The organism is Streptomyces sp. NPDC052016 (assembly GCF_044548445.1).
Classification (GTDB): Bacteria; Actinomycetota; Actinomycetes; order Streptomycetales; family Streptomycetaceae; genus Streptomyces.
On record NZ_JBIUBX010000010.1, the window covers coordinates 141,506 to 163,656 of the forward strand.

16 protein-coding genes and 3 tRNA genes are annotated in these 22,151 nt (G+C 72.5%); 8 read left to right on the forward strand and 11 right to left on the reverse strand.

Annotated features, from left to right (window positions below; translation table 11 throughout):
- Window positions 1-13: 13 nt before the first annotated feature.
- On the reverse strand, window positions 14-2,221 hold the full coding sequence (locus tag ACIHAR_RS14790) for an OmpL47-type beta-barrel domain-containing protein (RefSeq protein ID WP_400019559.1): 2,208 nt from the start codon (window positions 2,219-2,221) through the stop codon (window positions 14-16).
- A complete protein-coding gene (locus tag ACIHAR_RS14795) occupies window positions 2,221-4,650 on the reverse strand; it encodes a ThuA domain-containing protein (RefSeq protein WP_400019677.1) in 2,430 nt (809 codons plus the stop codon). The genes ACIHAR_RS14790 and ACIHAR_RS14795 overlap by 1 nt, the downstream gene beginning before the upstream one ends.
- A gap of 302 nt (window positions 4,651-4,952) precedes the next feature.
- On the opposite strand from ACIHAR_RS14795, the gene ACIHAR_RS14800 reads away from it, so the two are divergent.
- Window positions 4,953-5,978, forward strand: a complete 1,026-nt coding sequence (locus ACIHAR_RS14800; RefSeq protein WP_400019560.1) for a multicopper oxidase domain-containing protein — start codon at window positions 4,953-4,955, stop codon at window positions 5,976-5,978.
- Window positions 5,979-6,176: 198 nt separating this feature from the next.
- Here ACIHAR_RS14800 and ACIHAR_RS14805 read toward each other — a convergent pair whose 3' ends face one another.
- Entirely contained in the window at window positions 6,177-7,067 is an 891-nt protein-coding gene (locus tag ACIHAR_RS14805; protein WP_400019561.1) for a hypothetical protein, read from the reverse strand.
- A gap of 150 nt (window positions 7,068-7,217) precedes the next feature.
- Here ACIHAR_RS14805 and ACIHAR_RS14810 point away from each other — a divergent pair, with 150 nt between their 5' ends.
- Window positions 7,218-8,267, forward strand: coding sequence for a LacI family DNA-binding transcriptional regulator (locus tag ACIHAR_RS14810; protein WP_400019563.1), 1,050 nt, complete (start codon window positions 7,218-7,220; stop codon window positions 8,265-8,267).
- A gap of 24 nt (window positions 8,268-8,291) precedes the next feature.
- Here ACIHAR_RS14810 and ACIHAR_RS14815 read toward each other — a convergent pair whose 3' ends face one another.
- Window positions 8,292-9,086 carry a VOC family protein gene (locus tag ACIHAR_RS14815; protein WP_400019565.1) on the reverse strand — a complete coding sequence of 265 codons (795 nt, stop codon included), beginning with the start codon at window positions 9,084-9,086 and terminating at the stop codon, window positions 8,292-8,294.
- A gap of 441 nt (window positions 9,087-9,527) precedes the next feature.
- Here ACIHAR_RS14815 and ACIHAR_RS14820 point away from each other — a divergent pair, with 441 nt between their 5' ends.
- From ACIHAR_RS14820 to ACIHAR_RS14840, 5 genes are all read left to right on the forward strand, one after another.
- Window positions 9,528-9,773 (forward strand): WhiB family transcriptional regulator, encoded by a 246-nt coding sequence (locus ACIHAR_RS14820; RefSeq protein WP_365458309.1) that lies wholly within the window; start codon window positions 9,528-9,530, stop codon window positions 9,771-9,773.
- 56 nt (window positions 9,774-9,829) lie between these two features.
- Window positions 9,830-9,903 (forward strand) — tRNA-Gly (locus ACIHAR_RS14825).
- Window positions 9,904-9,912: 9 nt separating this feature from the next.
- Window positions 9,913-9,984, forward strand: a tRNA-Glu gene (locus ACIHAR_RS14830).
- A gap of 633 nt (window positions 9,985-10,617) precedes the next feature.
- Window positions 10,618-11,964 (forward strand): SDR family NAD(P)-dependent oxidoreductase, encoded by a 1,347-nt coding sequence (locus ACIHAR_RS14835; protein WP_400019679.1) that lies wholly within the window; start codon window positions 10,618-10,620, stop codon window positions 11,962-11,964.
- 315 nt (window positions 11,965-12,279) lie between these two features.
- Window positions 12,280-13,185, forward strand: a complete 906-nt coding sequence (locus ACIHAR_RS14840) for a ribonuclease inhibitor (RefSeq protein ID WP_400019567.1) — start codon at window positions 12,280-12,282, stop codon at window positions 13,183-13,185.
- A 28-nt stretch (window positions 13,186-13,213) separates the two neighbouring features.
- On the opposite strand, the gene ACIHAR_RS14845 is transcribed toward ACIHAR_RS14840, so the two are convergent.
- Complete coding sequence (locus ACIHAR_RS14845) at window positions 13,214-15,037, reverse strand: AAA family ATPase (protein WP_400019569.1); 1,824 nt, start codon at window positions 15,035-15,037, stop codon at window positions 13,214-13,216.
- A gap of 39 nt (window positions 15,038-15,076) precedes the next feature.
- The gene (locus ACIHAR_RS14850; RefSeq protein WP_400019571.1) at window positions 15,077-16,483 is read right to left on the reverse strand and encodes a hypothetical protein; all 1,407 of its coding nucleotides are present in this window, start codon (window positions 16,481-16,483) and stop codon (window positions 15,077-15,079) included.
- Window positions 16,484-16,574: 91 nt separating this feature from the next.
- Here ACIHAR_RS14850 and ACIHAR_RS14855 point away from each other — a divergent pair.
- A tRNA-Trp gene (locus tag ACIHAR_RS14855) sits at window positions 16,575-16,650 on the forward strand.
- Window positions 16,651-16,668: 18 nt separating this feature from the next.
- On the opposite strand, the gene ACIHAR_RS14860 is transcribed toward ACIHAR_RS14855, so the two are convergent.
- The 5 genes from ACIHAR_RS14860 to ACIHAR_RS14880 form a co-directional block, all read right to left on the reverse strand.
- Window positions 16,669-17,511, reverse strand: a complete 843-nt coding sequence (locus ACIHAR_RS14860) for a hypothetical protein (RefSeq protein WP_400019573.1) — start codon at window positions 17,509-17,511, stop codon at window positions 16,669-16,671.
- A gap of 86 nt (window positions 17,512-17,597) precedes the next feature.
- Window positions 17,598-18,572, reverse strand: coding sequence for an acyl-ACP desaturase (locus ACIHAR_RS14865; RefSeq protein ID WP_365458324.1), 975 nt, complete (start codon window positions 18,570-18,572; stop codon window positions 17,598-17,600).
- A gap of 228 nt (window positions 18,573-18,800) precedes the next feature.
- Window positions 18,801-19,577 (reverse strand): dimethylargininase, encoded by a 777-nt coding sequence (gene ddaH, locus ACIHAR_RS14870; protein ID WP_365458327.1) that lies wholly within the window; start codon window positions 19,575-19,577, stop codon window positions 18,801-18,803.
- A 140-nt stretch (window positions 19,578-19,717) separates the two neighbouring features.
- Window positions 19,718-21,340 carry an ABC-F family ATP-binding cassette domain-containing protein gene (locus ACIHAR_RS14875; protein ID WP_400019576.1) on the reverse strand — a complete coding sequence of 541 codons (1,623 nt, stop codon included), beginning with the start codon at window positions 21,338-21,340 and terminating at the stop codon, window positions 19,718-19,720.
- Between the two features lie 342 nt (window positions 21,341-21,682).
- Window positions 21,683-22,096: an SsgA family sporulation/cell division regulator gene (locus ACIHAR_RS14880; protein WP_365458333.1), complete on the reverse strand. Its 414-nt coding sequence runs from the start codon at window positions 22,094-22,096 to the stop codon at window positions 21,683-21,685.
- Window positions 22,097-22,151: the final 55 nt, after the last annotated feature.

Here is a 22,151-nt window from a genome sequence, read left to right on the forward strand (position 1 = left end):
CCTCCCGCGACCGCTACAGCTCCTTGATCCGGATGTCGCGGTACGACACCACGTCCGTCGTGCCGTGCACCTGGAGCCCGACGTAACCGGAGGCGAACCGCCGCCCGTCCGTGCCCGGGTCGTCCGCGCGCGGCGGGGAGAACGCCAGGCCGCCGATGTTGTCGAACTCGTTGATCAGCACGCCGTTGCGGTACACCGAGTAGTGCTGGTCGACCACGCGGATCTCGTAGTCGTTCCAGGTGCCCTTCTGGGTGACGCCGGCGCCGGCGAGCCCCACCCGGTCGAAGCCGTAGACCGAGCCCGTCTTGTACATGTCGCCGTCCGGGCGGTCCAGCACCTGCACCTCGTGCCCGTACTTGATGGCGACCCACTCCGGACGCGGCTCCTCGGGATGACCGTGGATCCACGGGAAGCGCACGAAGACACCGGAGTTGGCGTTGGCGGTGCCCGGAGCGTCGTCACGCCACTGGAGCCTGAGGGAGAAGTCGCCGTACTTGCGCTGCGGGAACCACAGCATGCCGAGTCCCGGTCTCGTCGTGCCGGAGGTGATCGATCCGTCGGCGTTCAGCGCGAACGATCCGCCGCCGGTCTGCTCCCACTGCGCGAAGGACTCCGCGCTGCCGTCGAGGATCGTGCGGTAGCCCTCGGTCTGGCCCGGCTTGCCGATGCCGGAGGCGCGGGCCGCCTCGAGGACGGCGTCGTACTCCCGCTCGTCGACGACCCCGTCCCGGAACAGCCGGTCCAGGACCGACTTCACGTGCTTGAGGAAGAGCGCGTGGGACGTCCACTCCCTCTCGTCCTCGATCAGCTCGTTGATCCGGCAGCGGTTGTTCGTCACCCGGTTCGGCACGCCCGTGTCGACCGTGCCGACGATCACCGTCAACCGCTCGTCCCACTCGGGGCAGGTGGGCGCGGGCACCCCGCCACCGGCCACCACCGAGAACATGACACTGAGCGCCGCGGAGGTGTTGCCCGCCTTGTCGCTCGCCCGGTAGGCCACCGTGTGTGTGCCGACACGGTCGACGACCACGGGGGCGGTGTATGCGATGTACGGTCCACCGTCGAGCGAGTACTCGATGCCGGCCACACCCGAACCGCCGTGGTCGGTCGCGCCGACGGTCACCCGCGCGCTGCCGACGTACGCCCCGGCGGAGTTGCGTGTGCCGTCGACGGTCGCGCCCGTGACCGGGGGAGTGGTGTCCTGCGGGGGCGCCGAGACGATGGTGAAGGTGACGGTCCTCTCGGGGGAGACGTTGCCGGCCTTGTCGACGGCGCGGTAACGGAGGGTGTGGGTGCCGGGTCGGTGGACCATGACGGGGGCCGTGTATGGGATCCAGTCGCCCGTCGAGCCGACCGCGTACTGTATGCGGTCGACGCCGGACCCCGTGTCGGAGGCCGTCACGGTGACGGTGGCCATGTCGACGTACGTCCCGTCGGCGTTCTGCTCACCGCTCACCGTCGCCGACGTCTCCGGCGGTGTGACGTCGTCCGAGGGCGGCGGAACCACGGTGAACTCGACGCTCTTCTCCGCCGACACGTTGCCGGCCTTGTCGAACGCCCGGTAGCGGTACGTGTGGCGGCCGAGCTGGTCGACGACGACCGGTGCGGTGTACGGGATCCAGTCGCCGGTGGCGCCGACCGCATACTGGATCCTGTCGACCCCCGACCCGCCGTCGTCGTCCGTCGCCGCGATCTCGACGCTCGCCGACCCCACGTACTCGCCCTGCGTGTTCTGCGTCCCGTTCACCCGAGCCGACGTCTGCGGCGGCGTCGTGTCCTCACCGCTGCCATCGGTCACCACGAGGATGCCCTGCATCTGGCCGTGGCCGGGGATCGTGCAGTGGTAGAAGTAGCGGCCCGGAGTGAGCGTGACCTCCGCGGTGTGGCGGCCGCCCTGGTCGTCGCCCGGGTTGGCGAGGATGTTCAGCTCGACGTCGCCGTTGAACTCGGGATCGGACGTCACGAACGTCAGCGTGTGCGGCATCCCGGTGGTGTTGCCGGTCGCCTCGCTGTTCTCGAAGACGATCGTCGCCGGTCCCGCCACCGCCGTCGCGGGCGCCGAGGTGTACTTCGTGATGTCGTCGCCGGCGGTCCAGGTGAGGACCTGGGCGGCGGCCCGCCCGGACGACGGTTCGGCCTGGCCGGCCGCGGGCACCGCCTGCAGCCCCAGCACCGTCAGCAGCGCGGCCAGCAGGGCCGCCAGGACTCCTCGTTGCCGCATCACCGGGCTCCCCCCACCAGGTGGCCGGCGGCGGGCGTGGGTCCGCCGCCCGTGTAAGTGACCCGCCACAGCGCCGACTTGGCGTCGGAGGTGAAGAAGCCGCGGCCGTAGTCGAGGAGGTACAGGGCGCCGTCGGGACCGAACTTCCAGTCCATGAGGTTCTTGATGCCGTCGTTGCCGACCGGCACGATCCGCTTCAGCGACTCCGAGTGGACGGGCAGACCGCCGTCGCCCTGGGTGGCCGGGTTCATCAGGACCGCGTTGCGCGGCTGGTCGGCGTCGTAGAAGTCGCCGACGAACCACTTGCCGTCCCAGTACGCCGGCCACTTGGCGGCGCTCGCGCTCGTGGCGTCGTAGCGGTAGACGGGTCCGTTCATCGCGGCCTGCCCGCCGCCCTTGAGCCACGGCAGCCGGTAGGTGGCCTCCTCCTTCTTGTACGAGGGGACGCCGCTCGCGTCACGCGGGTAGTCGGGGGCGCCGCCCTGGGGCGAGTACCAGATGTTGTTGCCGGTCACCGGCGGCAGGTCGACGAGTCCGTCGTTGTTGGGGGACTCGTTCCTCGGGTGGTCGCAGTCGTACCAGCCCAGCGGCCGCGAGGGGTCCGGCAGGTTGCGGTCACGGTAGGGCTGCTCGTTGCCCATGCAGTAGGGCCAGCCCCGGTTGCCCGCCTCGGTGATGACGGCGAACGTGTCGTACTTAGCCGGTCCCCAGGTCGTCGACGGCTCGCTCGCGTCCGGGCCGACCCAGCCCGCGTACAGGATGTCGGTGGTCCGGTCGACGAAGATGCGCGCGGGGTTGCGCACGCCCATCACGTAGATCTCGCCGCGGGTCTTGCCGCCGCCCTCGTCGGTCTCCCGGCCCGTGAAGAGGTTCCCTTCGGGCAGCGTGTACGTGCCGTCGGGTTCGGGGTGGATGCGCAGGATCTTGCCGTTGAGGTTGTTGGTGTTGCCGGCGGTGCGGCGCGCGTCGGCGAAGGAGACGCCCTTGTAGTTCGGCTGGGGGTTGTTGCCGGAGTAACCACCGCTGAAGCCGCTGGAGTTGTTGTCACCGGTCGCGATGTACAGGTTGCCCCCGGAGTCCCAGGCCATCCCGCCGCCCGCGTGGCAGCAGCTGTGCACCTGCACCGGCCACTTCAGCAGCACCTTCTCGCTGTTCGGGTCCAGCCTGTTCGTGGCCTGGTCCAGCGTGAAGCGGGAGACGCGCCGCTCGGCCATCCGCGTCTCGCGGTCGACCCGGGCGTGGGGTGTGTAATGGAGGTAGATCCAGCCGTTCTGCTCGAAGCGCGGGTCGAGTTCGATGCCGAGGAGACCTTCCTCCACCTTGACCAGCTCGTCGCCGCCGCCCTTGTTGCCGAAGACCGTCAGCTCGCCGGCCAGGGTGACCTTGCGGGTCTTCGGGTCGTAGACGTGGATCTGGCCCTTGCCCTTGCCGACGTCCGGGTTGTTCCAGTCGGTGATCACCGGCTGGGAGGAGTCGGCGCCGCCGCGGCCGATGTAGAACACCCGGCCGTCGGGGGCGGTGACCAGGCCGTGCGGTTCACCGATCTGGTCGTTCTGCCCCGGCTGGTTGGGCTGGGTGAGGCGCTCGGCCTTGTAGTTGCCGGTGATGGTGGCCTTGCAGTCGGCCTGCACCAGCCGAGTCGTCCACAGCAGCGCGCCGCGCAGATGCGTCCGGAAGTCCGTCTCGTCGTACGACGACACCGTGCCGCCCATCCCCGTGTAGAAGGAGCGGCCGCCGTCGTAGTCGCGGCACCAGCTGATGGGGTGGTCCCAGCCGTTGGCGCCCGCCCCCGGCTGGTACGTCGACTCGCGCACCCGGGCGACGGTGTGCACCGAACCGGACGGATTGCGCACCCAGTTCGGCCACCGGTCGGGGCGCTTCCACTCGACCGGCAGACCCCGGGTGGCCGGATGCAGCCGGTCGCCGACCTCGACGGTGGCCCGCTGCGCCGCCGTCGGGCTCGAGGCGGCGGGGCGGGCGCCGATCAGGCCGGTGAACCAGTCCGAGTACGGCTCCGCGCGGGCCGCGTCGTGGATGCCGACGAATCCGCCGCCGGCCTCCATGTAGGCCTCCAGGCCCGCCTCCTGTTCCGGATCGAGGACGTCGCCGCCGCCGGTCAGGAAGACGACGGCGTTGTAACCGCTCAGCTCGGCCTCACTGGTGAAGACGGAGGCGTCGTCGGTGGCCTCGATCGCGAAGCGCTGGTCCGCCGGGCCGGACAGGCCGATCCGTTCGATCGCCTCGATCCCGGCGTTGACCACCGGCGATTCCTCCCCGGCCGCCGCCGACCCGTGGAAGACCAGCACCCGTACGTCGGCACCGCCCGGCGGCGACTTTATCGACATCGTTGTCAGGGGCGGTTCCGGGGTGGGGCGCGCGCTCGCGGCCGGGCCGGACAGCAGTCCGGCGGCGACGGCCCCGGCGGTCACACCGGTCACCCAGACCCGTCTGGTCGTGTTTCTCGCCCTCGGTGTACTTCTCGCGCTCGTCGTCCTCGTCGCGCTGTTCGTGCTCCACCCTCGTAAGCGCACGGGCACCTCCTCGGTCACGGCGACAGCGCCAAGAAGCTAGACCCCTTCGCCGCGGTCGCCAATACCTATGACCGCAATGGCACGAACTTTGTCCTGAGTGTGGATGAACGGCGGAACGGCCGGTACCGTCGCACAGGTTCATCACAGGTACGCCTCCGCATGATCCTTGTCAACTTCCTTACCCGGGTGGGGAGTTCCGTATGGACAGACGCAGTTTCAACCGACGGGTGCTGCTGGGCGGCGCGACGGTCGCGACATCGTTGTCCCTGGCGCCCGAGGCGGTCAGTGTCGACGCACCGGAGCGAACGGCCCCTCCCGGAGGCGTGGTGAGACATCTGAAGCTGTATGCCGAGAAGCTCCCCGACGGGCAACTCGGCTACGGCTTCGAGAAGGGCAAGGCCTCCATCCCGGGGCCGCTGATCGAAGTCACCGAGGGCGACACCCTCCACATCGAGTTCGAGAACACCCTGGACGTGGCGGCGAGCCTGCACGTCCACGGCCTCGACTACGAGACCTCCAGCGACGGGACGACGCTGAACCGCAGCCACGTCGAACCCGGCGGCACCCGCACCTACACCTGGCGCACCCACGCCCCCGGACGCCGTGCGGACGGCACCTGGCGCGCGGGCAGCGCCGGCTACTGGCACTACCACGATCACGTCGTCGGCACGGAACACGGCACCGGCGGCATCCGCAAGGGCCTGTACGGTCCCGTGATCGTCCGGCGCAAGGGGGACGTCCTGCCCGACGCGACCCACACGATCGTCTTCAACGACATGACGATCAACAACAGGCCGGCCCACACGGGGCCCGACTTCGAGGCCACGGTGGGCGACCGCGTCGAGTTCGTGGTGCTCACGCACGGCGAGTACTACCACACCTTCCACATGCACGGACACCGCTGGGCCGACAACCGCACCGGCATGCTGACCGGCCCGGACGACCCCAGTCAGGTCATCGACAACAAGATCGTCGGCCCGGCCGACTCCTTCGGCTTCCAGGTGATCGCGGGGGAGGGGGTGGGCGCCGGCGCGTGGATGTACCACTGCCATGTGCAGAGCCACTCCGACATGGGGATGGTGGGCCTGTTCCTGGTGAAGAAGCCGGACGGCACGATCCCGGGCTACGAGCCGCACCATCCGCACGGATCACACGGAACCACCGGGAAGTCCGGCACCCCCGCCACCCCCGGCGCCGCCGGGGGCGGCGTCACCCACGAGCACTGAGGGGGCGTGGACGAGCCGGGCGGGGTCGGGGTCCTGCCGGGGATGCCGGGAATGCCGGGACTGAGACCGGTCCGCCGACGGGCCGGACGGGACGGCACCTGACGGCGGACCGGCCTGTCGGGCTCGGGCCTGTGGGTCTCGGGCCTGTCGGTCTGGGGCCTGTCGGTCTGGGGCCTGTCGGTCTCGGGCCGCCGGCGGTCACCCGATGTCGTACACGGCCCAGTCGGTGAAGGGCTCCTCCTGGACGTACAGGCGCGGGCCGCGGCTGACGACCCGGCTTCGGCCGGGTTCACCGCCGTCGGGGCGCAGCAGCCGGCCCTCGGTCACGACCTCGACGGTGTCGTCCGTGAGACGGCAGTCGACGAGGCGGCTGCGACTCTCGTCGTAGCCGCCGAAGAAGACCACCCGGTCTGCGTGGACGGCGAAGCCCCGCGCGCCCGGCACCGGCGTGCCGCGCACCAGCGGCGGCCGGCCCTCCCTCACCTCGATGAGGGGAAAGTCGGTGTACGGATACACCCAGGTCGCGCTCCGGGCGACGTTGAGGGCGTAACAGTCGACCAGCCATCCCGCTCCGGGCAGCGGTTCGTAGGTCCACACGGGAGCGCCGGTGCTGCTCCAGCAGCGGACGCCGGGAAAGCTGAGCGGGTCGTCGCCGCACGTGCCCTCGTCGAAGTGGCCGACCCACACCCTGCCCTCCGGGTCGGTCAGCAGGTGCTCGATCGCGTCGCCCACGGGAAAGCCCCATGAAGGGCGCCCCAACGCGTCGAAGACCTGCACCTGCTCGTCGTCGTCGCCGTCCCCGTCTCCGTCCCCCTGCCCCGTGCGTCTGCGCGCGTCGGCGACGACGAAACCCCCGTCGGGGAGGGCGTCGAGCCGTGGGAAGCGGGCGCGGACGGAGTGCAGATGCGTTTCCTCGGAGCGGCCGTCCTCGACGGTGACGACCACGGCGTCGTAGAGGTCGTCGCGTCCTGGGGCGGTGCGGAGCAGCCAGTGGGCGCGGCCGAAGGCGTCGACGGTGCTGTGCAGGACGGTTCGGTCCCGGTACGCGCGGGGCAGCCGGGCGTACGGGGTGAGGAGGTCAGCGGCCATGGGCCTTTCTCGTCGTCATGCCGTGATCTTCGCCGAGGGCCCTTCCGTGTGCAAGCCCCTTCCCGGTCGCGAGAGCGCTCTCTGCGCCACCTCACCTCCGTGTCCCGGCGCGGTTATCCTGGCCCCCATCCACCGAGGAGGAGCCCCGCAGTGACCGACACAGCGCCGCGTCCGACGTTGGAGGCCGTGGCCGCCCGGGCCGGGGTCTCCAGAGCCACCGTCTCGCGGGTCGTCAACGGCGGGGACGGCGTGCGCGAGCCGCTGGTGGAGCGGGTCCGGCGGGCGGTGGAGGAACTCGGGTACGTCCCCAACCAGGCCGCCCGCAGCCTGGTGACGCGGCGGCACGACGCCGTCGCCGTCGTCATCGCCGAACCGGAGACCCGCGTCTTCGCCGACCCGTTCTTCGCGCTGCAGCTCCGCGGCATCAGCAAGGAGCTGACGGCCTGTGACAACCAGCTCGTGCTCCTGCTGACCGAGGGCCGTGACGACCACGCCCGGGTCGCCCGCTATCTCGCCGGCGGCCATGTCGACGGCGCCCTCGTCTTCTCGCTGCACCTCGACGACCCGCTGCCCGGGCTGATCCAGGGCGCCGGGGTGCCGACGGTGTTCGGCGGCCGCCCCGGCTGGAGCGACGGCACGCGGGACGTCGTGTACGTCGACAGCGACAACCGCGGCGGCGCCCGCGAGGCGGTACGCCATCTCGCCGCCCTGGACCGTACCCGGATCGGGCACATCACCGGCCCTCTCGACCAGACGTCCGCGGCGGACCGTCTCGAGGGGTACCGGGACGTCATGGGGGACGGCGATCCGCGGCTCGTCGTGGAGAGCGACTTCACCCCCGGCGGGGGTGAGCGGGCCATGCGGGAACTGCTCGACCGCTGCCCCGACGTCGACGCCGTCTTCGCCGCCAACGACCTCACCGCCTCGGGCGCCCTGCGGGTGCTGCGCGAACGGGGCCGCCGGGTGCCCGAGGACGTCGCCGTGGTCGGCTTCGACGACATGCTGCCCGTCGCCGAGCAGACCGACCCGCCGCTGACGACGGTCCGTCAGGACATCGAGGAGATGGGCCGGATCATGGCGCGTCTTCTGCTGCGCGGCCTGGACCGCCGCACGCCGCCCCCCGCGCCGGGCGACGAGCCCGACGCCCCGTCCCCCGGTGTGGTCCTGCCGACCACGCTGGTGCGCCGCGCCTCGGCGTGACCGGCCGCTGCGGCCCGGCCCGCCTCACGGCTCCTGCCGCGGCGCGGTTCTGATCACCGCGAAGCGGGCCCCGTAGGGGTCGGCGAGGCGGGCGATCCGGCCGACGCCCTCGACGTCCGTGGCCGCCACCCGGACCGTGCCGCCGAGTTCCTCCGCCCGCGCGACCACCCCGTCCACGTCGGTGACCTCGAAGTACGGCAGCCAGGACGCCCCCGACTCCGCCTCCGTGGGATCGTCGGCCAGCGGGACCATGCCGCCGAACATGGCGTCCTCCCCGGCGCCCGCCGGGTGGACGCAGGTGTAGACGCCGCCCGGGAAGGACACGGCCGCGGTCTCCAGGCCCAGCGTGGCGTGGTAGAAGGCGGCCGCCGCCGGGATGTCCGGTGTGTACAGCTCGACCCAGCACAGCGACCCCGGCTCGCCCGCCACGTCGACGCCCTGGATCTGTGCGGGCTGCCAGATGCCGAACGGCGCGCCCGCCGGGTCGGCGAGGATCGCCATGGTGCCCCGGCCCGTCACGTCCATCGGCGGGAACAGCACCCTGCCGTGCGCCTGCTCGGCCGCCTTGCACGTGGCCTCCGCGTCCGGCGAGCGGAAGTACACCGTCCACGACGGCGGACCCTGTTCGGGGGTGGTCTGCATGCCGCCCGCCGCGGTCCTGCCGTCCGACTGGAAGAAGCCGTAGCCGCCGGCGTCGGGCCCCGCCGACCGGAACTGCCAGCCGAAGAGGGCGCCGTAGAAGGCGCGGGCGCGGTCGATGTCGGTCGTACCGACGTCGATCCAGTTCGGAGCGCCGTTGACGAAACGGGTGGTGAGCATCTTCGCCCTCCTCGTGGGAGTCCCGCCTGTGCACTGCCGAGTCTCGCACCCGCCACTGACGATCGCCGCCGAGGCGCGGCCGGGGGCGCGCCTCGGCGGCGCTGCCGTGGTGGGCCCTGCCGTGGTCGGTACGGCGGTGGTGGGTGCTGCGGTGGTCGGTACGGCGGTGGTGGGCCCTGCCGTGGTCGGTACTGCCGTGGTGGTCCTGCCGGAGCGATGGCGCGGGGAGCGGTGGCGCAGGGGGCGGGCCGGCGGTCGCCTTCGGCCGCGGTCCGTCCTGGTCGGTCGCGGGCGGAGGAATTCTTCGTCGTCCCGGCTCCCGCGCGCCGCCGTGCGCGACGGCCCGCGCCGGGGGCACCATCGGGGCGGCCGGAGGCCCTGCACGGCGGCGTATATCCGGCGTTGATCGAACGTTTTTCGCCGCGGGGCACGATCCTCGCCATGTACACCGACACGATCCCCACGCCCGATCTCGCCTGGCAGCTCGAGGCGCTGTGCGCGCAGACCGGGGCGGATTTCTTCTTCCCGGAGCCGGGCAGCTCCGTGCGGGAGGCCAAGCGCATCTGCGGTATGTGCGCGATGCGTTCCGCCTGCCTCGAGTACGCCCTGGCCCACGACGAGCGCTTCGGCGTGTGGGGCGGCCTGTCCGAGAAGGAACGGTTGCAGCTCCGGCGCACATCGCACTGAGCTCGCAAATCCGTGCGACCGCATCGCGGGGGTGCGGTTAAGATCCCTGGGCGCGTCCGGACGTAGCGCAGAGGCAGGCGCGATCGCCTTGCCAAGGCGAAGCACGCCGGTTCGAATCCGGCCGTCCGGATGCGCCTGCGGTCCCGTAGAGCAGAGGCAGACTCGCCGCCTTCTCAGGGCGGTCACGCCGGTTCGAATCCGGTCGGGACCACGGCACGGCGAGCACGGGGCGGGCAGGTCGGGGCGGACACGGATGGGCGAGGACATCACCGGGACGGGCGCGGGGGCGGCCGTCGGGCCGGTGGCCGAGCGGGGCTCGGAGGCGGGGGCGGCCGTCGGGTCGGTCAGCGAGCGGGTCTCGGAGGCGGGGGCGGCCGTCGGGTCGGTCAGCGAGCGGGGCTCGGAGGCGGAGCCGGTCGTCGGGCCGGTCACCGAGCGGGGCTGGGAGGCGGGGGCGGCCGTCGGGTCGGTCAGCGAGCGGGTCTCCGAGGCGGAGCCGGTCGTCGCGACGGTGACCGAGCAGGTCTCCGAGGCGGAGCCGGTCGTCGGGCCGGTCACCGAGCGGGGCTCGGAGGCGGGGGCGGCCGTCGGGTCGGTCAGCGAGCGGGTCTCCGAGGCGGAGCCGGTCGTCGCGACGGTGACCGAGCAGGTCCCCGAGGCGGAGCCGGTCGTCGGGCCGGTCACCGAGCGGGTCTCCGAGGCGGAGCCGGTCGTCGGGCCGGTCACCGAGCGGGTCTCCGAGGCGGAGCCGGTCGTCGGGCCGGTGACCGAGCGGGGCTCGGAGGCGGGGGCGGCCGTCGGGCCGGTGGCCGAGCGGGTCTCCGAGGCGGAGCCGGTCGTCGCGATGGTGACCGAGCAAGTCTCCGAGGCCGAGCTGGCCGTCTTCCACGACCTCGTGGGCAGGCTGCGCGCGCTGCCCGTCGACGATCCCCTGCGGCTGAGGGCCGAGCAGGTCGCCGCGTCCTTCGCGCGGGACGGACGGCTGCGGCGGCGCAAGGCGCGGGGCGCCGAGGCCTCGGCCGCGGACGCCGCCGCGATGGCCGCGACCGCGACCGGCGCCCTGGACCGGCGCGAGGACGCGCCCCTGCCCGAGGCCGGGACCGGCGGCGCCGGCGTTTTCCGGCGACCGCGCACGTGCTATGTCTGCAAGTCGCCCTATCGACAGGTCGACGCCTTCTACCACCGGCTCTGCCCGGCCTGCGCCGCCGACAACACCGCCCGCCGCGCCCTGAGCACCGACCTGAGCGGCCGGCGGGTCCTGCTGACCGGCGGCCGGGTGAAGATCGGTTTCCAGCTGGCGCTGATGATGCTGCGGGACGGCGCGGAGGTCCTCGTCACCTCCCGCTTCCCGCACGACACCGTGCGCCGTTTCCGCGCGGCGCCGGGCAGCGGCGCGTGGCTCGACCGGCTCACCGTCCTCGCCGTCGACCTGCGCGACCCCCGCCAGGTGCTGGGCCTGTGCGAGGAGCTGCGCGCGGAGGGCGAGCCGCTCGACGTCCTGGTCAACAACGCGGCCCAGACGGTACGCCGCCCACCCGAGTCGTACGCCCTGCTGGCCTCCCGCGAGTACGACGCCCTGCCCGGGAGGGCACGCCGGGCGCCCGGCTTCACGCCGATGCGGATGCTGGAGGGACTCGGGGGCTCCGTCTCCGCCCTGCCCGCCGCGCTGCGCGAGGCCGACGAGGCGGGACTGCTGCCCGACCCCTCCCCGGAGAACTCCTGGTCGGCCCGGCTCGGCGCCCTCGACCCGGCGGAGGTCCTGGAGACGCAGCTCGTCAACGCCCTCGCCCCGGCCCTGCTGTGCGACCGGCTGCTGCCGCTGCTCCTCGCCTCCCCGCACCCGCGCCGCTACGTCGTCAACGTCACCGCCGTCGAGGGCCGTTTCGCGGTGCGCCAGAAGATGCCCGGCCACCCGCACACCAACATGGCCAAGGCCGCCCTGAACATGCTCACCCGCACCAGCGCCGCCGAACTCGCCGAGCGGGGCGTCCACATGTGCGCCGTCGACACCGGCTGGATCACGGACGAGAACCCGGCGCCCAAGAAGGCCCGGATGGCCGCGGCCGGCTTCCGCACCCCGCTGGACGTCGTGGACGGGGCGGCCCGCGTCTACGACCCGATCGTGCGCGGCGAGGCCGGTGACCCGGTGTCGGGCGTGTTCCTGAAGGACTACCGGGAGGCGGAGTGGTGACCGGGGAACCCGGACCGGGGACGCGGCCGGACCCGCGGGCGCAGTCGCCCGGCTTCGCCGGCGTGCCGCACGTCGTGCCGCGCCCCCTGGCCGACCTCGCCCCGCTCCTCGCCTGGCTGCGGGCCGGCCGCCCGGCGGGGGAGCGGCTGGACTTCGCCGCGGGCACGGCGTTGCCCGACGGACGTCTCGACCTGTGCAAGCAGGGGCTGGGCGCGGAGGGGGCCGCTCTCGTCGCCGAGGCTCTGGCCGACGGCCCCGCGCCCGTACGGCACCTGCTGCTGGACGGACGCCCTCGGCGACGAGGGCGCCGCCGCGGTGGCGGGCACCGACGCGCCGGTCGAGACGCTCTACCTCGGCTGCAACGGCATCACCGCGGGCGGCGCCTGTCGCATCGCCGACCAGCTGCGCGCCTCGCCGCAGGTCGTGACCGGTGTGTGGCTCAAACGCAACCCGCTGGGCGGCGGGGGAGGCCGGGCGGCCGCCGAACTCGTCGATTCCGCCCGCACCCTGCGCACCCTCGACCTGGTCCAGACGGGCCTCGACCCGGCCGGCGTCGCCGTCCTCGCCGACGCGCTGCTGGCCGCCGCCGGCACCGGGCGGCGCGTCGAGCGCCTCTTCGCCGGCGGCAACCCGCTGGGCGAGGCGGGCGCGGACGCCCTCGCCGAGGTGATCGCCGCCGGGGCGATCGACGAACTGTACGTCTCCGCCGCCCGGCTGGGCGACGCCGGCGCCCTGCGTCTCGCCACCGCGCTGGAACGGGCGCCGCACGGTCGGCTCGACCGTCTGTCGGTCGCCAGCAACGGCATCGGACCGGCCGCCGCGGCCCGGCTGGCCGTCGCGGCCACCACGGCCGGCGTCACCCTGCTGGATCTCGGCCGGGTCCGGGCCGCGGCGGTGCTCGGCGCGGCCGACAACCGGATCGACCTGGCGGCCGCCGAGACCATCGGGCAGGCGCTGGCGGCCGGCGACCACCGGCTCCGCCACCTGGTCCTGCGCCACACGGGCCTGCGCAGCCGCGAGGCCCACCGCCTCCTGGACCACGCGCCCCGCGCCACCACCCCCACCCGTTTCGTCCTCGGCTCGGGCATCGCCGCCAGCGTGAAACGCCGTCTGACGGCCCGCAGCGCCCACATCCCCCCGCCGACCGTGCCCGCCGACGTGGCAGCCGTGCGCAGCGTCCACCGCACGGCACCGGACGGCCCACCACGCCACGAGGACTGAACCACGGTCCGGCCCGGGCGGGCTTCCCCTACCGCCGCATCCCGGTGAACACCCCCGTCCAGAATTTCTGCTGCTGCTCCGACGCCCCTACCAGATACGTCGCCCGCAGCTTCGCCGGCAGAAGAGCCACCAGGCGCGTCACCACCCCGCGGTGCTTCTTCAGCTGGGACAGCTCCGCGTTGGCGAGGATCTGGTGGACCACGTCGCTGTCGTTGCCGCCCTCCGCGGACCGCTCGGCGGCGCGGCGCAGCCGGTCCTCCCACACGTCCACGTCCCGGGCGAGTTCGCGCAGCCCCGTCACCGGGCGGCCCCGCAGCCGGTCGATCAGGGCGGACAGCGGCACGGGCGCGTACTCGCCGTCGCCGAGGTAGACCGTCGCCATCTCCAGCGGCAGGCCCCGCCGGTGGAGCTTGATCAGCCGCTCCAGGGTGCGCTTGGTGATCCAGGCGCGGCCCTCCTCGTCGATGTCGTGCTTCCACCACTCCAGCACCGTCTCGGCGTCCGTCCCGTACCGGGCGAGCAGCCACTCGTTGGCTGGGATGTCCTCCGGCGCCACCTCCAGCGAGGCCGTGAAGCGGGTCGCCTGCGCGATGTTGTTCCGCGAGACCAGCAGCTTGCGGCCCAGGTGGTACGGCGGGTTCTGCACGGCTATCTGCGCCCGCAGGTTCTCGATGCGCCGCCCGGCCAGGGACCACTCCTGGGTGATCTCCATCAGCTTCGCGAACGCGGCCTTGTCCTTGGGCCGGTTGTACTCGTCCCACACGATCGCCTTGGGCTCCGGCCCGGTGAACTTCGCGGCGAGCAGGTTGTCCAGGGTGCCGTCCGCCGACGGCACCGGCGCGCAGAGGTCCTCGACGTTGGTCACCGGCAGCGAGAAGTACAGGGCGTCCCGGCCCAGCCCCTCCCGGACCGTCTCGCGCACCAGCTCCGTCTTGCCGCACCCGGGCGGGCCCTGCAGGAGCACCGTCCAGCGGTTGCGCAGCGCCGCCCGCACCACCTGCCGCACCGGGTCGGGAACCGTGGCCGGGTTGGGCACGCCCAGGGCCTGGGCGATCCGGTCGAGGATCTCGGCGGTGCGGTGGTGGCCCGGTCTGCCGTCCCGGCCGGGCTCGGCCAGCCGCAGCCGCTCGCCGTCGACCAGGGGCAGGCCCCAGCGCAGCGGGAAACCTTCACGGGCGTTGGCCAGGACGTGGTCGAGCGTGCGCGGGGAGAGCAGCTCGCGCAGCGCCGGGGAGAGCGACGCCCACAAAGAGAACACCGGACGCAGGTCCCACGGGCGGTACTTGGCGGCCAGATGCCGGCGCCAGGAGGTGTCGTTCGCCGTGATCCGCATCGTCACCATGCGGTCCAGGAGCGCCAGGTCGCCGCGCCGGGCCGAGGTCTCCGCGAGGGACTCGTTGTCGGTGAGGAAGACCCCGACGCAGCCCAGGGCGCGCAGGTCGTGCTCGCCGAGCGTCCAGTTGCAGGCGATCTGCATCAGCTGCGACTGGATGGTGTCCCCGGCCTGCAGGGAGTCGTCGATGAGCAGCACGAACGGCCGTCCCGGCTTCAACTGGCTCATCACCAGCTGCCGCAGCACCAGCTCGCCGGAGTGCGGGTCGCGCACCGGCGCGTTGACCAGCAGGTCGTCCGGGGTCAGGTTCGCCGCCGGAACGTACACCAGCGTGGTGTCCGGACGGGAGCGCGCGACGTAGGAGAAGAACGTCGCCGTCTTGCCGATGCCGTGCTCGCCGAAGACCTGCCCGGTCTGCCCGAGGTCGATCATGGCGTCGATAAAGGCCTCCAGCCGGTCGACCTCGGCGGTGCCGCCGTGGTCACCCGTGCCGGCGGAGCGTTGTGCCCGCGTGCTCATCTCCCCGTCCCCCGCTGGTTCCCGTGCCGTCGTCTTCCTTCACCGCGATGCCGTGGTCACCCGATGGCAGGCCATCGCCGGGGTGTGCGTCTCGGGCCACTCGCTGCCGCCCTCCGTGATCAGCCAGATCCATGTGTCCGGCTCGGCGGGTGTGATCGGCGGCGCGTACCCGTCGGTGAGGACGACGACCGCGTCCGGAGTCACCTCGCACCGGCGGCCGTTCACGTCCGTGCGGCCTTCCACGTAGTCCGCGACCGCCCGGAAGCTGGTGCCGCCCCCGCCGTAGACCCGTTCGCCCGGCCGAAAGGGCATCACCACGGCGTCGAAGGACAGCCAGTGCGCCTCCACGCCGTCGATCCGGCCGACCAGGTCGGTGAGCCAGCGGATCACCCGGTCGGGCATCGAGCCCGACGTGTCGTAGGCGATCACCAGGACCTTCTCGCGGACCGGGCCGCGGCGCGCCAGCATCGGGTCCTGGCCGAGGGCCGCGAGCAGCGCGCCGCGCTTCTTCGGATACACCAGCCGCTCGCCGTCGCGGAGTTTCGAGCCGAGCACGTCGACCAGCCAGCGCTGCCACCAGTCGACGGTCCGCGTGCGGGTGGTCTCTCCCCGGAGCGCCCCGGCGCCCAGGTTGCCCCACAGGCGGGCGGCCCGCGCCGAGCCCTCCTCGGTGCGCCCCATGAGGTCCAGCAGTTCGCGCTCCGCGCCGGCGTGTCCGCGCCGGGCCGCCAGCAGGGAGTTGAGCAGTGCGGAGGACGTCACCGCGTCGACGGTCTCCTGGTCGGCGGGGACACCGTCCTCCACCAGGTGCAGGCACAGCCGCTCGTCGGGGACGGGCGGGTGGTGCATCCGCCTCAGCTCGCCGTACACCCGCGTGTCCGTCTCGGTGAACGTCTCGTACGCCACCGGCTCGAGGCCGTGGGTCGTCAGGTCCTCGACGTAGGCGTCGTAGATCCGGCGGGGGTCGACGCCCGTGGGCCGGCCGTCCAGCAGGGGGAGGTCCTCGCGGCCGAGCCGCACCAGGGCCACGTGGTTGATGGAGACCTCGGCGGCCAGGGTGAACACCGGGTCGTCGCGCAGCTCCGGGTCGGCGAGCAGATGCCGGTGCACGAGGTGGCGGGCCTCGTGGAAGAGGACGAACTTCACGCCCGCCAGGCCCAGTCCGACGAAGAAGTCGGGGTTGTACAGCAGCAGGCAGGTGCCGTCGCCGGAGGCGACCACGGCCGCCGTGTCCACCGCCGTCGTCGGGATCTGGTGATGGCACTTGGCGTACAGCCAGGACGCCACCGCCGACTCGGTCAGCCCGAAGTCCAGCAGCGCGGCCTCCTTGAGCCGCCTCGCCTCCTCCACGACCGCCGGAACGGCCGGCCGGTACGCCTCCAGCGCCCGGCGGTCGGCGAGGTCCACCACCGGCGGACGCCGTCGCTCCCGCTCCCCGTACCCCATGTCAGGCCCCCCGTGCCGTGCTCTTCCCCAGTGCCTCATGAGTACCAGGCCCTGCTGACAACGGGCCAAGGCATTACGCTGAGCCGCAAGGGCGGGGTCGTAGCGCAGAGGCAGGCGCACCGGTCTCCAAAACCAGAACACGCTGGTTCGAATCCAGCCGCCCCGCCCCCTCCCCGAGGCGGCTCTCAGGCGATGGCGCCCGCGGCCACCACCAGCTCGGGCGCGGTCCCGTGGAACGTGCCGACGATCTGCGCCAGCACCGCCCAGGCCTCCTCGTCGTCGCCCAAGTGGTGGCGCACCAGCGGCCGCAGGGCGTCCTCGGCCTCGCCGATCCGCGTGGGGAACATCAGACGACCCATGGCCAGGACCTCGAGGACGCCGGCGGCGGGGCCGTGGTCCGTCGCATACGCGGCCGGGCCGGCGAGTACACCCGCCTGGCGCACCCGGTGGGCGAACTTGGGGTGCGAGCCGAACTGCGCGCGCAGCGCGGGCGGGCAGTCGGGACGTACCGACAGCGCCCAGCGCGCGTAGCCGGGCAGAGGGCGTTCGGCGTCGGCCTCGGTGACGGTGTGCCAGTCGGCCGGGGTCAGGACCATGGACGCGGCGGCGCGGCCGGCGGCCATGCCGGTCGTCGCGCGCAGTGCGCCGACGAGGCCGTGGCGGACGTAGCTCTCGGGGACCTCGGGTTCCTCGCCCGGCAGGTCGCGTTTCACCGGCACGGGTTCGGTGCGGCCCGGTCCGAAGGGGATCCCGCGGGCGACGGCCCGGCGCAGGCCGGCGTCGAGGCCGATGTGGTACCACACGACGGCGTTCAGCTCGGGATCGTCCTCCTGCAGGATCCACAGCGGCAGGGAGGCCGGCACCCGCGGCCACGACCAGACGCGGTACATCCTGCGCCGGGTCTCCGCGGGGCTCTCCGGTGCGGGCGCGGGCAGGCCGATGCGCTCCCTGATCCGCCCGGCCGTGTCCTCGTCGGTCAGACCGAGCAGGAAACCGAGCGCCTGCTGGACCGTGTGGCTGTAGTGCATGGCGGCATGATGCCGCAGGCCGCGAACGGCCCGCACCGGGAAATCGGTTCCCCGTGCGAGCCGTCGGCCGGGCGGACGGGGCCGGGTCAGCCGCCGGCCCGCGCCGCCATCCGCGCCTTGCGCGCGGCCAGCTTCTCGTCGAACTTGGCGGCCTCCGCGTCCAGGCCGCCCAAGAACAGGCCGAGTTCCTCCTGCGCCTGCCGTCCCTCGGCGCCGAGGCCGTCGATGTCCATGACCTTCAGGTGGCGCAGCACGGGCTGGAGGACGTCGTCGTGGTGGATGCGCAGGTTGTAGACCTCGCCGATCGCCATCTGCGCCGCGGCCCGCTCGAAGCCGGGCATGCCGTGGCCGGGCATGCGGAAGTTCACGACGACGTCGCGCACGGCCTGCATGGTGAGGTCGGGGGCGAGCTCGAAGGCCGCCTTGAGGAGGTTGCGGTAGAAGACCATGTGCAGGTTCTCGTCGGTCGCGATGCGCGCCAGCATGCGGTCGCAGACCGGGTCGCCGGACTGGTGGCCGGTGTTGCGGTGCGAGATGCGGGTGGCGAGCTCCTGGAAGGCGACGTAGGCGACCGAGTGCAGCATCGAGTGCCGGTTGTCCGACTCGAAGCCCTCGCTCATGTGGGCCATCCGGAACTGCTCCAGCTTGTCCGGGTCCACCGCGCGCGAGGCGAGCAGGTAGTCGCGCATCACGATGCCGTGCCGGCCCTCCTCCGCGGTCCAGCGGTGCACCCAGGTGCCCCAGGCGCCGTCCCGGCCGAAGAGGGTGGCGATCTCGTGGTGGTAGCTGGGGAGGTTGTCCTCCGTCAGGAGGTTCACCACCAGCGCGATCCGGCCGATCTCGGTGACCTGCGACTGCTCCTTCTCCCAGGCCTCGCCGTCCTCGAAGAAGCCGGGGAAGTTGCGGGCGTCGCTCCAGGGGACGTACTCGTGGGGCATCCAGTCCTTGGCAACCTTCAGATGCCTGTTCAGTTCCGTCTCCACCACTTCCTCCAGGGCGTACAGCAGCTTGGCGTCGGTCCAGACGGAGGGGCTGCCGAGGTGCGGGGAAGTGATCGTCACGGGTACTCCAGGGGACGTGATGCAGAGCGGTAACCGTCCGGCAGGCGGTGCCGGAACTTACGGGATCGTAGGCTACGAGTCCGTAGGTTACGAAGCCGTAGGTTAAGAGCGCCGTAAGGATCGCTGATCAGCCGCCGTTCGGGTCATCCCCCAAGAGATTCACGGGCGTGCGGAACAGCCCCGGGATCCGCAGGTCCCGGGGCTGAGAGCGGAATGGGGTCGGCCCGGTCAGGAGTACAGCTCCCGCAGGCGCACCGAGAGGCATGTCACACACCCCTCGAGCTTCTCGAACTCGCCGATGTCGACCACGACGGGCTCGTACCCGAGATCGGTGAGCAGGTCGGCCGTCCTCGGCGCGCTCGCCGCCATCAGCAGTGCGGGGCCGCCCAGCAGCACCACATGGGCGCCGGCCTCCTCGGGCACCGACAGGAACCGCGGGAACAGCGCCGGCCGGTCCACCTTCGGGATGTGGCCGATCACCGTGCCGTCGGGCAGCGCGGTCACCGCCGACTTCAGATGCAGCACCTTGCTCACCGGTACCGCCACGACCCGCGCCCCCAGCGGCTCGAAGGCCTCCCGCACCTGCTGCACCCCGGCCGCGTTGGTGCGGCCGCCCCGGCCGACGTAGATCGTGTCGCCGATCTTCAGGACGTCCCCGCCGTCCAGGGTGCCCGGCTCCCAGATCCAGTTCACCGAACAGCCCAGACGGGCGACGGCCTCCTCGACGCCGGCGGTCTCGTCCCGCCGGGACTCGGCGCCCGGCCGCGCGATCAGGGCGACGTTCTTGTACATCACCACCGTGTCCTCGACGAACACGGAGTCCGGGCAGTCGTCGGCGGGGTCGACCTCGACGGTCTCCCAGCCGTGCGTGCGCAGGGCCTCGACGTAGGCCTCCCACTGCTCGAGGGCGCGCCCGACGTCGACCTTCTCCCGCTCCAGGTGCGTCACCAGACCTTCGGCGAGGCGCGGGCTGGGGCGGCGGATGAGGGCCTTCTTGCTGGGCACGTCCAGGTCTCCGAATCGGTGGTGGCTCAGGGCGGACCCTGACCGGCGCCCCTGACACGGCGCCGGTCAGCCATCATGCAGGGCCGGTCCACGAGGACAAAACCCTCGCGGCCGGCCCTGCCACTCCCGGGCCCCGCGGGTCAGGCCGGGTCCGCCACCTCCTCCGCCGAGGTCTCCCGCAACCGCCGGTCCAGCAGCAGCCACCGGGTGATGCCGATGGACTCCAGGAACGGCAGGTCGTGGCTGGCCACGATCAGCGCCCCCTCGTACGACGCCAGGGCCGTCGTGAGCTGCCGGACGCTCGCCATGTCGAGGTTGTTCGTCGGCTCGTCGAGCATCAGCAGCTGCGGCGCGGGCTCGGCCAGCATCAGGGCCGCCAGGGTGGCCCGGAACCGCTCGCCGCCGGACAGCGTCGCCGCCTTCTGGTCGGCGCGGGCGCCGCGGAACAGGAAGCGGGCCAGCCGGGCGCGGACCCGGTTGTTGGTGGCGCCGGGCGCGAACCGGGCGACGTTCTCGGCGACGGTCAGCTCGCCGTCGAGGACGTCCAGCCGTTGCGGCAGGAACCGCAGCGGCACGTGCGCGCGTGCCTCGCCCGCCACCGGCGCCAGCTCCCCGGCGATGGTGCGCAGCAGTGTCGTCTTGCCCGCCCCGTTGCGCCCGACCAGCGCGACCCGCTCCGGCCCGCGCAGGTCGAAACCGCCCTCCACGCGCGCGCCGTACGCCAGTTGCAGGTCCTGGAGCGTGAGGACGTCACGGCCCGGCGGTACGGCCGTGTACGGCAGGTCGACGCGGATCTCGTCGTCGTCCCGTACGGCCTCCACCGCCTCGTCGAGACGCTCCTTGGCCTCGGCGAGCTTCTCCTCGTGCATGACGCGGTGCTTGCCCGCGGACTCCTGTGCCGCGCGCTTGCGCGCCCCCATGATGATCTTCGGTTCGCGCTTGCTGTCCCACATCTTCTGCCCGTACCGCTTGCGGCGGGCCAGCTTGAGATGGGCGTCGGCCAGGTCGCGTTTCTGCTTGCGCAGGTCGGCCTCCGCGACGCGCACCATGCGCTCGGCGGCCTCCTGCTCGATGGCGAGTGCCTCCTCGTAGGCGGAGAAGTTGCCGCCGTACCAGGTGACCTCCCCGGCGCGCAGGTCGGCGATCTGGTCGACGTGTTCCAGCAGTTCCCGGTCGTGGCTGACCACGACCATCACGCCCGGCCAGGACGCGACGGCCGTGTACAGCCGGCGACGGGCGTGGAGGTCGAGGTTGTTGGTGGGCTCGTCGAGCAGCAGGACGTCCGGGCGGCGCAGCAGCAGCGCGGCCAGCCGCAGCAGCACCGACTCGCCGCCCGACACCTCGCCGATGGTGCGGTCGAGGTCGACGTGGCCGAGTCCGAGCTCGCCGAGGGTGGCGAGGGCGCGTTCCTCGACGTCCCAGTCGTCGCCGAGCGTCTCGAAGTGCTCCTCGGACACGTCACCCGCCTCGATCGCGTGCAGCGCGGCCCGCCGGCCGGCGATGCCGAGGGCCTCGTCGACGCGGAGGGAGGTGTCGAGGGTGACGTTCTGCGGGAGGTGGCCGACCTCGCCGGCGACGCGCACGGTGCCGTCGGTGGGGCCGAGTTCCCCGGCGATCAGCTTCAACAAGGTGGACTTGCCGGAGCCGTTGACGCCGACGAGTCCGGTGCGGCCGGGGCCGAAGGCGACGTCGAGTCCCTCGAAGACGGAGGTGCCGTCCGGCCAGGCGAAGGAGAGGGAGGAACAGGTGATCGAAATGGACAAGCGGGCCTCGCGGTTGCGTGTGCGGTCAAGGGCAACGCGTATCGAGACACCGGAGGGGGCGACCATCGTGGGATCGGGCGAGCCGGGGGTCACGGACAGGTCCGTGCGTCGCCGGGAACGGCGGATCCAAGGGAGAGGCGGATCCACGGGAGAGCGAACCCATGGGAAAGCCCCTGCTCCGCAAGGACGGCTCGAGCGCCGAGGTCGCACGCGGCATCCACACCTGACGGGTGTGGTGCGGTGTCTCAGGACCTCAGACGAGCAACGTCCTTCTCCAATCGGCGGCAACAGAAGCGTTCTACACCGTAGGAGGGCGAGGAAGGGCTGTCAACGCATTAAAGGTCAGGCGTCCCGCATCAGCTCCGCCAGGTCGTGGTCTAGGTCGAGCTGGAGGTGCTCCAGACCGGCCGGCACCAGCTCGCTGGTGGCCCGCAGGAAGCGCCGGATCTCCTCCGAGTGCACGTGCACGATCGCGGTCCCCTCGGGCGCGTGGAACTCCAGCACCGTACGGCCGTAGCCGTAGGGGCGGACGCGGACGTCGCCGTGTCCCTCCGCCTCGTGCAGCCCCCCGGAGAGCAGCTCGCGGGCGAAGGTCCAGCACACCTCCACGCCTTCCAGGGTGGCCGGGGCCGGGAAGGTCATGCGGACGGCGAAGGGATCACGCCGGTCGTAGTGCAGCGTGGCGGGGATGCTCTGCATCCGAGGCGCGGCGGCGACCAGGCGGGCCTCAACGGGCTGCTCGATGACGGTGGACAACGCCTTGCTCCCTCGTGACGGCGGGACGAACTTCCGGGCGGTGGGGCCGGACACT